The organism is Sphingomonas jatrophae (genome assembly GCF_900113315.1).
GTDB classification, from domain to species: Bacteria; Pseudomonadota; Alphaproteobacteria; order Sphingomonadales; family Sphingomonadaceae; genus Sphingomonas_P; species Sphingomonas_P jatrophae.
In genome coordinates, this window is record NZ_FOZG01000001.1 from 227,282 (window position 1) to 238,889 (window position 11,608).

9 protein-coding genes are annotated in these 11,608 nt (G+C 67.6%); 6 read left to right on the plus strand and 3 right to left on the minus strand.

The genetic code is table 11. The annotated features are described in order from the left end of the window. The 4 genes from BM360_RS00945 to BM360_RS00960 all read left to right on the plus strand — a co-directional run bounded on the left by BM360_RS00945 (position 1) and on the right by BM360_RS00960 (position 6,364). Positions 1-2,328, plus strand: coding sequence for a 3-hydroxyacyl-CoA dehydrogenase/enoyl-CoA hydratase family protein (locus BM360_RS00945; protein WP_093309462.1), 2,328 nt, complete (start codon positions 1-3; stop codon positions 2,326-2,328). A gap of 13 nt (positions 2,329-2,341) precedes the next feature. Continuing rightward, positions 2,342-4,141 carry an acyl-CoA dehydrogenase C-terminal domain-containing protein gene (locus BM360_RS00950; RefSeq protein WP_093309464.1) on the plus strand — a complete coding sequence of 600 codons (1,800 nt, stop codon included), beginning with the start codon at positions 2,342-2,344 and terminating at the stop codon, positions 4,139-4,141. A gap of 461 nt (positions 4,142-4,602) precedes the next feature. Beyond that, on the plus strand, positions 4,603-5,010 hold the full coding sequence (locus tag BM360_RS00955) for a DUF2147 domain-containing protein (RefSeq protein ID WP_423228893.1): 408 nt from the start codon (positions 4,603-4,605) through the stop codon (positions 5,008-5,010). 49 nt (positions 5,011-5,059) lie between these two features. Beyond that, on the plus strand, positions 5,060-6,364 hold the full coding sequence (locus tag BM360_RS00960; protein WP_093309467.1) for an OmpP1/FadL family transporter: 1,305 nt from the start codon (positions 5,060-5,062) through the stop codon (positions 6,362-6,364). A gap of 86 nt (positions 6,365-6,450) precedes the next feature. Here the strand turns inward: BM360_RS00960 and BM360_RS00965 are convergent, their stop codons facing one another. The 3 genes from BM360_RS00965 to BM360_RS00975 are packed head-to-tail and all read right to left on the minus strand — an operon-like array spanning position 6,451 to position 9,441. Further along, entirely contained in the window at positions 6,451-7,656 is a 1,206-nt protein-coding gene (locus BM360_RS00965) for a BaiN/RdsA family NAD(P)/FAD-dependent oxidoreductase (protein WP_093309469.1), read from the minus strand. Continuing rightward, positions 7,628-7,807 (minus strand): hypothetical protein, encoded by a 180-nt coding sequence (locus BM360_RS00970; RefSeq protein ID WP_093309471.1) that lies wholly within the window; start codon positions 7,805-7,807, stop codon positions 7,628-7,630. Before BM360_RS00970 ends, BM360_RS00965 begins: the two co-directional genes overlap by 29 nt. A gap of 17 nt (positions 7,808-7,824) precedes the next feature. After that, on the minus strand, positions 7,825-9,441 hold the full coding sequence (locus BM360_RS00975) for an NAD(P)/FAD-dependent oxidoreductase (protein WP_093309473.1): 1,617 nt from the start codon (positions 9,439-9,441) through the stop codon (positions 7,825-7,827). A gap of 108 nt (positions 9,442-9,549) precedes the next feature. Between BM360_RS00975 and BM360_RS00980 the strand changes: the two genes are divergently transcribed. Together BM360_RS00980 and yghU are read left to right on the plus strand one after the other, a co-directional pair. After that, positions 9,550-10,704 (plus strand): aminotransferase, encoded by a 1,155-nt coding sequence (locus BM360_RS00980; protein ID WP_093309475.1) that lies wholly within the window; start codon positions 9,550-9,552, stop codon positions 10,702-10,704. Between the two features lie 20 nt (positions 10,705-10,724). Beyond that, positions 10,725-11,597 carry a glutathione-dependent disulfide-bond oxidoreductase gene (gene yghU, locus BM360_RS00985; RefSeq protein ID WP_093309477.1) on the plus strand — a complete coding sequence of 291 codons (873 nt, stop codon included), beginning with the start codon at positions 10,725-10,727 and terminating at the stop codon, positions 11,595-11,597. Positions 11,598-11,608 lie beyond the last annotated feature (11 nt).

The window sequence follows — 11,608 nt, forward strand, 5'->3', positions numbered from 1 at the left end:
ATGGCTGACACGATCAAAAAGGTGTGCGTGATCGGCGCCGGCACGATGGGTGCCGGCATCGCCGCACAGGTGGCCAATGCCGGCGTGCCGGTGCTGCTGCTCGATATCGTGCCCAAGGACGGCACGGATCGCGACGCCATTGCGAAGGGTGCGGTGGCCAGGATGCTCAAGACCGAGCCGGCGCCGTTCATGTCGGCGTCTGCGGCCAAGCTGGTCGAGACGGGCAACATCGACGATCACCTGGGTCGCGTCGCCGAGTGCGACTGGATCTGCGAGGCGGTGATCGAGCGGCTCGACATCAAGCAGGCGCTCTATGCCAAGCTCGAGACGCTGAAGAAGCCGGGCGCCGCGGTGTCGTCCAACACCTCCACCATCCCGCTCGGCCATCTGGTCGAGGGGCGGTCGGAGCAGTTCCGCCGCGATTTCCTCATCACCCACTTCTTCAATCCGCCGCGCTACATGCGCCTGATCGAGATCGTCTCCGCGCCCGAGACCGATCCGGCGGTGATCGCCAAGGTCGAGTCGTTCGTTGACCGCCAGCTCGGCAAGCGCATCGTCCGCGCCAAGGATACGCCCGGCTTCATCGCCAACCGTATCGGCACCTACTGGCTGGCGCACGCGATCAACGCGGCAATGGATCAGGGGCTCACCGTCGAGGAGGCGGACCAGATTGGCGGCCGCCCGATGGGCGTACCCAAGACGGGCATCTTCGGCCTCGTCGATCTCGTCGGCGTCGACCTGATGCCGCTCCTGTCCAAGAGCCTTTCGTCCACGTTGCCGGAAGGCGACGCCTATTTCGAGACGATCCGGCCGATGCCGCTGATCGACCGGATGATCGCGGAGGGCTTCACCGGCCGCAAGGGCAAGGGCGGCTTCTACCGGCTCGACAAGGGTGCCGATGGCAAGCGCACCAAGCAGTCGCTCGATCTCGCCAGCGGTGAATATCGCGCCGAGCAGAAGCCCGCACCGCTGCCCCGCGCCGCGCAAAAGGATCTCGCCGCGCTCGTTGCAGTGCCCGGCAAGGTCGGCACCTATGCCTGGTCCGTCCTCGGCCATGTGCTCAGCTACGCCGCGTCGCTCGTCGGCACGATCTCGGACGATATCGTCGGCATCGATGATGCAATGAAGCTCGGCTACAACTGGCGCTACGGCCCGTTCGAGCTGATCGACCTGCTCGGCCCCGGCAAGCTCGCCGAGCGTCTCCGCGCCGAGGGCCGCCCCGTGCCCCCAATCCTCGACACGGCGGGGGACAAACCCTTCTACCGCGTCGAGAACGGCCAGCGTCAGTATCTCACGATCGACGGCGCCTATGCCGACGTCGTCCGCGCCGAGGGCGTGCTGCTGCTGGAGGACATCAAGCTTCGCGCGCAGCCGCTGCTCAAGACGGCCTCTGCCGCGCTGTGGGACATCGGTGACGGCGTCGTCTGCATCGAGTTCACCGGCAAGATGAACGCGCTCGACGAGCCGGTCGTGCAGCTCATCCAGCAGGCGATCCCGCTGGTGAAGGCGCAGTACAAGGCCGTTGTCGTCTATAACGAGGGGTCGAACTTCTCGGCCGGCGCCAATCTCGGCCTCGCCATGTTCGCGGTCAACATCGCGGCGTGGAGCGAGATCGAACGGCTGATCGCCGGCGGCCAGCAGGCGTTCAAGGCGCTGAAATATGCGCCTTTCCCGGTGGTCGCGGCGCCTGCGGGCCTGGCGCTCGGCGGCGGGTGCGAGGTGTGCCTCAACGCCGATGCGGTGCAGGCGCATGCCGAGACCTATATGGGCCTGGTCGAAACGGGCGTCGGCCTCGTCCCCGGCTGGGGCGGCAATGGCGAACTGCTGGATCGCATCGTCAAGGCGCCCGGCATGCCCAAGGGGCCGATGCCGGCGGTCGCCAAGGCGTTCGAGACGATCTCGACCGCGCAGGTCTCCAAGTCCGCCGCACAGGCGCGCGAACTCATGTTCCTGCGCCCCTCGGATGGCATCACCATGAACCGCGATCGCCTGCTCGCCGATGCCAAGGCCAAGGCGCTCGCCCTCGTCGACGGCTATGCCGCGCCGGAGAAGCCCACCTTCCGCCTGCCGGGCGAAAGCGGGCGCGTCGGCCTCGCCATGGCGGTTCGGGACTTCCAGAAGAAGGGCATGGCGACCGACTATGACGGCGTCGTCGCCGAACGGCTCGGCCAGGTGCTGACCGGCGGCGAGGCCGATCTGGTCGACATCGTCACCGAAGACCAGCTGCTCGCGCTGGAGCGCAAGATGTTCATCGCGAGCGTCAAGGACAGCCGCACGCAGGCCCGGGTCGAGCATATGCTCGAAACCGGCAAGCCGCTGCGCAACTGAGCGGAGAGAGAAGATGGTTCAGGTCTATCGCGCGCCCCTGCGCGACATGCGCTTCGTCCTCCACGAACTGTTCGCGGACGACGATTTCGGCAATCTGCCGGGCTTCGAGGAATATACCCCCGATCTCTACGACGCGATCCTGGAGGAGGCCGCGCGCCTCACGCAGGACGTGCTGCTGCCGCTGAATGCCAGCGGCGATCTGGAAGGCGCTACTTACGAGAACGGCGTCGTCCGCACGCCCGCCGGGTTCAAGGAAGCCTATAACACGTTCCGCGACGGCGGCTGGGCGGCGCTCGCCTCGCCGGCCGAGTGGGGCGGGCAGGGGCTGCCCGAGTCGGTCAACAAGCTGGTCGAGGAGATGACCTGCTCGGCCAACCTGTCGTTCAGCCTCTATCCCGGCCTGACGCACGGCGCGACCACCGCCATGCTCGATCACGCCTCGGACGAACTGAAGCAGGCCTATCTGCCGAAGATGGTGTCGGGCGAATGGTCGGGCACGATGTGCCTGACGGAGCCGCATTGCGGCACCGATCTGGGCATGCTGCGCACCCGGGCGGAGCCGCAGGGCGACGGCAGCTACAAGGTGTCGGGCGAGAAGATCTTCATCTCGGCCGGCGACCATGACCTGACCGACAACGTCATCCACCTCGTCCTCGCGCGCCTGCCCGATGCGCCGAAGGGCGTGAAGGGGATCAGCCTGTTCCTAGTGCCCAAGTTCCTGCCCAAGGATGACGGCTCGGTCGGGCCGCGCAACGGCGTGCAGGTGGCCGGCATCGAGCACAAGATGGGCCTCAAGGCATCGGCCACCTGCCAGATGGTGTTCGACGATGCGACCGGCTGGCTGGTCGGGGAGCCGAACAAGGGCCTCGCCGCGATGTTCACGATGATGAACACGGAGCGCGTCTCGGTCGGCATACAGGGCTTGGGCGTCGGCGAGATCGCCTATCAGTCCGCTGTCGCCTACGCCAAGGAACGCCTGCAGGGCCGTGCGCTCAGCGGCCCGGCGCGTCCCGATCTCGCCGCCGATCCGATCATCGTCCATCCCGACGTGCGCCGCATGCTGATGACGATGCGCGTCTATGCCGAGGGCAGCCGCGCACTCGGCCAGTGGGTGTCGCGCGCGCTCGATGCGGAAAAGCATGCGACCGATCCGGAGATGAAGGCGCGCGCCACCGCCTTCGTCGCGCTGATGACGCCCGTCGTGAAGGCGCTGTTCACCGATCTCGCGTCGGAATCGGCCAACCTCGCGGTGCAGACCTATGGCGGCCACGGCTATATCCGCGACCACGGGGTCGAGCAGTTCGTCCGCGACGCGCGCATCGCCCAGATCTACGAGGGCACCAACGGCGTCCAGGCGCTCGATCTCGTCGGCCGCAAGATGTCCGCGAAGATGGGGGCGAACATGCGCCCCTTCTTCCACGCCGCCTCCCGCCTGATCGAGGATATGGCGAACGTCGAGGACAAGGCGCTGAAGGCGTGGCACGGCGCCTATCAACAGGCGTTCGGCGCGCTCCAGATGACCACCGGGCTGATCGCGCAGAAGGCGCTCAAGGATCCGGAGGAGGCGGGCGCCGCGGCGACCGATTATCTGCGGATGCTCGGCCTCGTCGCCATGGGCTACACCTTCCTCAAGGCGGCGGGCATCGCCAAGGCGAAGCTGGCCGAGGGCGTCGAGGATGCGGCTTTCTACGAAGCGAAGCTGGCCACGGCCAACTTCTTCTTCGATCGCATCCTGCCGCAGGTGACGGCCGGCTTCCTCACCATCAAGTCGGGCAAGCGCTCGGTTATGGCGCTGGACGTCGAGGCGTTCTGAGCCACACCGTGCGTTCGCGTTGAGCCACAATCTCCGTTCGTGCTGAGCCACAGCCCCCGTTTGTGCGAAGCCACAGCCACCGTTTGTGCGGAGCCGCAGCCCCGTTCGTGCTGAGCTTGTCGAAGCATCGTCCTTCTCCCTCGCTTGCGAAAGAAGTACGGTCCTTCGACAGGCTCAGGGCGAACGGGACGACCTGTTGCTGACGAAGCCGGAGAAAGCCGCGCACACGTTCGGCCATGACAATCCAAAGTCGTGCCCTGTCGGCAACACCTCCGGGCGGATCGCCGCCAGCCCACCTGATGCCGGGAACGCAATCCTCCGCTCGGTCGCTCGTGCAAGGCTTGAACATGCCCGCGCGAAGGATTAGCCCCCGCTCAGCCTTCCCTATGCGTCAACCCCTCGACGCTTAGGGTATAAATGACAAACAGGGCTTCAGCCCGCCCCCTCAAGGAGAGAGCATGATGGTCGCCTTCACGCTTGCCCTCGCACTCGCCGCCGCAGGCCAGCCCGCGGATGCGGTGATCGGCCGCTGGAAGACGGGAAACCGCAACGGCGTCGTCCAGATCGATCGCTGCGGCAATTCCGTCTGCGGCCGGCTCGTCACGTCAGACGGCATCCGCACCAACCCCGCGCTGACCGACGCCAACAACAGCGATGCATCGCTGCGCAATCGCCCGCTCAAGGGCGTGTCGCTGCTGTCCGGCTTCAAGGCCGAAGGCGGCGGCGTGTGGAACGGCGGCAAGATCTACAATCCAGAGGACGGCAAGACCTACACCGCCAAGCTGACGCCGTCGGGCGACACGCTGAAGGTGCGTGGCTGCGTCTTCGTGCCGCTCTGCAAGACCCAGACGTGGACGCGCCTCCGCTGAGCGGGGCCGGCCCATTTTCCAAACGCTCCTGCCTGACCGAGGAAGCTCGATGACTCTCCGTTCCAAATCGCTTCTGTTCGCCGCCGCCTTCGGCGGCCTCGTCGCCACCTCCGGCGTCGCCAACGCCAACGCCTTCTACCTTCAGGCGCAGAATGCCCGCGGCGCCGGCCGCGCCTTTTCGGGCGAGGCGGCCGATACCGGCGCCGCCTCGCTATGGTGGAACCCGGCGGCGATCGGCGGCATGACGACGGGCGAAGCGACGCTCGGCGCCACCGGCATTATCCCGCGCGGCCGCGTCGTCGATACCGGCACCACCATCCGCCGCCCGACCAACACCGGCTTCGTGCCCGTCGGTGGCGATGGCATCGCCCGCAATCCGATCAACAAGGGCGTGCTGCCCAGCGGCGCGGTCGCCTATCCGCTGACCGACCGCATCGCCATCGGCGTTTCGGTCACCTCGCCGTTCAGCTTCACCACCAACTATGATGACGATAGCTGGACCCGCTACAGCGCGGACCGCACCAAGCTGCGCACCATCGACATCCAGCCCTCGCTCGGTGTCGCCGTCACCGATTGGCTGCGCCTCGGCGGCGCGGTGAACATCGAATATTCGGATGCCAGCCTCAGCAACGCGCTGCCCAACGTCGCGGCGACGCTGCCGGACGGCGAACAGCGGCTGAAGGGCGATGGCTGGGATTTCGGCTATTCGGTCGGCGGCCAGATCCACTCGGGCGATCAGTTCACCTTCGGCGTCAGCTACAAGTCGTCGATCAAGCACAAGTTGAAGGGTGACGTGACGATCAGCGGCCTGCTCGGGCCGCTCGCCGCGCAGAACCGCGTCGTCGATGCCACCGCCACCTTCCGCACGCCCTGGCAGCTCATCTTCTCGGGCCGCGGGAAGGTCAGCGATCAGCTGACGCTGAACGCGCAGGTGATCCGCTTTGGCTGGAACAAGTTCGACGCGATCCGCCTTGGCGCACCGCTCAACACCGCGATCCCCGAGGATTATCGCAACACGTGGAGCTATGCCGGTGGTCTCGACTATCAGCTCCATCCCAAGATCACGCTGCGCGCCGGCGTCCAGCACGCGCTGACCCCGACGCGGGACGGCAACCGCGATGCGCGCGTGCCGGATGCGAACCGCTGGATCTATGCGGCGGGCAGCAGCTACCAGATGACGCCCAACTTCGCGCTCGACTTTGGCGTCAACTATGCCGACTTCAAGAACGAGACGATCGACCGCGTGACCGCGGCCTATGCCGGCACCGCCGCGCAGACGCCGATCCTCACCTCCGGCGTGCTCCGCAAGGCGAGTGCGTGGGAAATCGCGGTGGGCGGCCGCCTGACCTTCTGATCCTCGTCCGACAGGGTGGGGCCGATCCGGTCCTACCCTGTCGGAAAAGGCCGTCTGAGTGTCACCTTTGTCAACCTAAGGCGCTGTCACAGCGCCTGCGCCGCCGCCCAGCCGCTCGCCCAGGCCCACTGGAAGTTGTATCCGCCCAGCCATCCGGTCACGTCCACCGCCTCGCCGATCACGTGCAGCCCCGGCACCCGCCTCGCCTCCAGCGTCTGCGACGACAGCTCCGCCGTGCTCACCCCGCCGACCGTCACTTCCGCCTTGGCATAACCCTCGGTCCCGTTCGGCCGCAGCCGCCAGTCGCTCAAGCGCCGTCCCGCCTCGGCCAGCTTCGCATCGCTGAGGTTCGCCAGCTCGCCCGTCAGCGCCAGCCGCTCCGCCAGCGTCTCCGCCAGCCTCGCCGGCAGCGCAGCCGCCAGCACCGACCTGACGGTCGCCCGCGGGCTGCTCCGCTTCGCCTCCGCCAGCCATCCCGCGCTCCGGTCCGGCAGGAAGTCGATCGCCACCGCCTCGCCGTGCCGCCAGTAAGACGACACCTGCAGGATCGCCGGCCCCGACAGCCCGCGGTGCGTGAACAAGGCCGCCTCGCGGAACGCCGCCTTGCCCGCGCCCGCGACCACCTCGGTCGCGACACCCGCCAGATCGCGGAACAGCGCCTCCTCACCGCTTAAGGTCAGTGGCACCAGCGCCGGCCGCGGCTCCACCACCTTCAGCTTGAACTGCCGCGCCAGATCGTAGGCGAAGCCCGTCGCCCCCAGCTTCGGAATGGACGGCCCACCCGTCGCCACCACCAGCCGCGGCGCGCTCACCGCCCGCGTGCCGAAGCCGATGCGATACTGCCCTTCACCATGCTCCACCGCCCGGATCGCACTCCCAAGCGCGATCTCCACGCCGCCTTGCGCACACTCGTCCAGCAGCATGTCGACGATCTGCCGCGCAGACCCATCGCAGAACAGCTGCCCCAGCGTCTTCTCGTGCCAGGCGATGCCATGCCGCTCGACCAGCGCGAGGAAATCCGCCGGCGTATAGCGGGCGAGTGCCGAGCGGGCGAAATGCGGGTTGGCGGAGACGAACCGATCCGGCGCGGTGTCGACATTGGTGAAGTTGCACCGCCCGCCACCCGAAATGACGATCTTGGCGCCCGCCTGCCGGTTATGATCGATCACCAGCACCCGTCGCCCGCGCTGCCCCGCCACGGCGGCGCACATCAGCCCCGCCGCACCGGCGCCCAGCACGATCGCGTCGTAAGTGTCGGCCAATTCAGTGCAGCTTGGCGATGCTGAGCCCATCCAGCTTCGCGCGTTCCTTCACCGATTCCTCGCTGCGCGTCAGCGCCTTGGCGATGGCCTTCAGCGCCATGCCCTTCTTGGCCAACGTGTGAAGCTTTTGGATCTCGTCCTGCTTCCACGGCTGGCGATGTCGTTCGAACTTCTCGGCCATAATGATCCTCCTGTTGCTCAAGCAGCGGTCATGCGCAGCGCCACCGCCTCGGCCACCTTGATGCCGTCGATCGCCGCCGACAGGATGCCGCCCGCATAGCCCGCCCCTTCGCCGGCCGGATACAGGCCGGCGACGTTCAGGCTCTGGAAGTCGCGACCGCGCGTGATGCGGATGGGGGAGGAGGTGCGCGTCTCCACGCCTGTCATCACCGCGTCCGGGTGGTCGTAATTGGCGATCTGCCGCCCGAACACCGGCAGCGCCTCGCGGAATGCGTCCAGCACGAAGCGTGGCAGGCACTCGGCCAGATCGGTCGGCCGCGTGCCCGGCTTGTAGGAGGGTGTGACGGTGCCGAGCGCGGTTGAGGCGCGCCCGGCCAGCAGGTCGCCGACCGTCTGCACCGGGGCTGCATAGTCCGACCCGCCCGCCACGAACGCCTTGGCCTCCAATTCACGCTGCAAGTCGATGCCGGCGAGCGGATGGCCGGGATAGTCGCGCGCCGGATCGATGCCGACGACGAGTCCCGAATTGGCATTGAACTCGGCGCGGGAATATTGGCTCATGCCGTTGGTCACGACGCGGCCCGGCTCGGACGTTGCCGCCACCACGCGCCCGCCCGGGCACATGCAGAAGCTGTAGACCGTCCGCCCGTTCGTGCAATGGTGCGACAGCGTATAGGCGGCCGCGCCGAGATCGGGGTGTCCCGCACAGGACCCGAACCGCGCGCGGTCGATCCAGCTTTGCGGATGCTCGATGCGGACGCCGATGGAGAAGGGCTTGGCCTCCACATGCACGCCGCGTCTGTGCAGCATGGCGAAGGTGTCGCGCGCGCTATGACCGACGGCGAGCACGACGTGGCTCGCCGCCAGCCGCTCGCCCGTGGACAGGTGCAGGGCGTGGAGTTGGTGCGTGCCGTCGGTCCGCGTCTCCAATTCGACATCCTCGACGCGCGTGCCGAACCGATATTCGCCGCCCAGCGCCTCGACCGTGCGGCGCATGCTCTCGACCATCGTCACCAGCCGGAAGGTGCCGATATGCGGGTGCGCCTCGGTCAGGATCTCGGGCGGGGCGCCCGCGGCGACGAACTCGGTCAGCACCTTGCGGCCGAGGTGGCGCGGATCCTTGATCTGGCTCCACAATTTGCCGTCGGAGAAGGTGCCGGCACCGCCCTCGCCGAACTGGACGTTGGATTCGGGCGTCAGCTCGCCGCGGCGCCAAAGCCCCCACGTATCCTTCGTCCGTTCGCGCACCACCTTGCCACGGTCGAGGATGATCGGGCGAAAGCCCATCTGCGCGAGGATCAGCCCGGCGAACAGCCCGCACGGCCCCGCACCGATTACCACCGGGCGCGGCGATCCGGCAGGGGCCTGCGCAACGAAGCGATATCCGGTATCGGGCGTCGTCCGCACGTTCGGATCGCCGTCGAAACGCGCAAGGACGCCAGCCTCGTCACGCACAGCGATGTCGACGCTGTAGACCATCATGATCGCCGACTTGCGTCGCGCATCGTTCGCCCGCCGCGCGATCGTGAGTTCGAGCAGGTCCTCCGCGTCGATGCCGAGGCGCGCGCACACCGCAGGCGTCAGCGCCTCTGGCGGGTGGCCGAGAGGCAGTCTCAATTCTGACAAGCGAAGCATCCCCCGCACATAGGCATGACGCCGCGCTTTGGGCAGTCCCCCGCGACGCCCCTTGTTGCCGCCGCCGCTGCCGCCGATAGGGAGAACGCCACGATGGGAGCCCGGCGGATGAACCCGCTCTACGCCAACATGCGAACCTCGATCTTCGAGGAGATCTCGCTGCTCGCGCGGGCGGCGGGCGCGATCAACCTGGGGCAGGGCTTTCCAGATTGGGATGGGCCGCTCCCTGTCCGGGAAGCGGCGGCGGCGGCGCTGATCGACGGGCAGAATCAGTACCCGCCATCCTCTGGCCTACCGGCGCTGCGCACCGCGATTGCAGAGCATCACGCCCGCTTCCACGGCCTCGCCGTCGAGCCGGAACACGTCCTTGTCACCTCGGGCGCCACCGAGGCGCTCGCGGCGGCGATCCTCGCGCTTCTGGAGCCCGGCGACGAGGCCATCCTGCTCCAGCCCTGCTACGATGCCTACGCACCGCTCGTTCGTCGCGCGGGTGCTGTACCGTGCTTCGTCACGCTGCAACCGCCCGGCTGGCGGCTGGACGTGAACGCGATCGAGCGGGCGATCGGGCCCCGCACCCGGATTGTCATCCTCAACAATCCGCTCAACCCCGCCGCCCGCGTGTTCACCCGCGCGGAGCTGGAGGCGTTTGCGGCGCTCTGCATCCGCCACGATCTGATCGCGCTGTGCGACGAGGTGTGGGAGCATGTGCTGTTCGATGGCCGGGTGCATGTGCCGCTGGCCGGCTTGCCGGGGATGGCGGAGCGGACGGTGAAGGTCAGCTCGGCGGGCAAAATCTTCTCGATGACCGGGTGGAAGGTCGGCTGGATCGTCGCGCCGCCGGACCTGCTGGGTCCCATTACCCGCGCGCACCAATATCTCACCTTCGTCACCCCGCCCGCGCTCCAGCTGGGCGTCGCGGCGGGGCTGGCGCTGCCGGGTGCGGTGTTCGCCGAGATGCGCGATCGCTGCGCAGGCGCGCGCGACCGGCTGGCGGGCACGCTAACCGACGCCGGCTACGCCCTGCTGCCGAGCGAGGGGAGCTATTTCCTTTGCGTTGATCTCGCGGCGTCCGGCATCAGCGAGGATGATCGATCGCTGTGCCTGCGCCTCATCGCCGATCATGGTGTCGCAGCCATCCCGCTCTCCGCCTTCTACGAGCAGGATGCGCCCCGCCAGCTGATCCGCCTGTGCTTCGCCAAGGATGACGCAATCCTCGACGAAGCGGCGGGACGCCTTGCACGCGCCCGCGCCGCGCTTAGCTGAGGGGCAGATCGGAGACCGACATGACCGAAGAGACCTATACTCCGTCCAAGGTATGGCAGTGGACCAAGCCCAATGGCGGCGCCTTCGCCAACATCAACCGGCCGACCGCGGGCGCGACGCACGACAAGGAACTGCCCGTCGGCCGCCACCCGCTTCAACTCTACTCGCTCGCCACGCCCAACGGGCAGAAGGTGACGATCCTGCTCGAGGAGCTGCTCGCCCTCGGCCATGCGGGGGCGGAGTATGACGCCTGGCTGATCCGCATCAACGAGGGCGACCAGTTCGGCAGCGGCTTCGTCGCGGCCAATCCCAATTCCAAGATCCCGGCGCTGGTCGATCGCAGCGGGCCGCAGCCGGTGCGCGTGTTCGAATCGGGCGCGATCCTGACCTATCTGGCGGAAAAGTTCGGCGCCTTCCTGCCGACCGACAGCGCGGCGCGGGCGGAGTGCTTGTCCTGGCTGTTCTGGCAGATGGGCAGCGCGCCCTATATCGGCGGCGGCTTTGGCCACTTCTACGCCTATGCACCGATCAAAATCGAATATGCCATCGATCGCTTCGCGCTGGAGGCGAAGCGCCAGCTCGACGTGCTCGACCAGCAACTGGCCGAGCGTCGCTTCATCGCCGGCGACGAGTACACGATCGCCGATATCGCCATCTGGCCCTGGTATGGCGGGCTGGTGCTCGGCACCGCTTACGAAGCGGGCGAGTTCCTGTCGGTTCACGAATATCGCAACGTGCTCCGCTGGGCGGAGGAGATCGGCGCGCGGCCGGCGGTGAAGCGCGGCCGCATGGTCAATCGCGCCTTCGGACCGCTTGATGAGCAGCTCCGTGAGCGCCACGATGCCAGCGACTTCGAGACGCGCACGCAGGACAGGCTCGAAGCTGCCAGCTGAGCGGGCGGGTG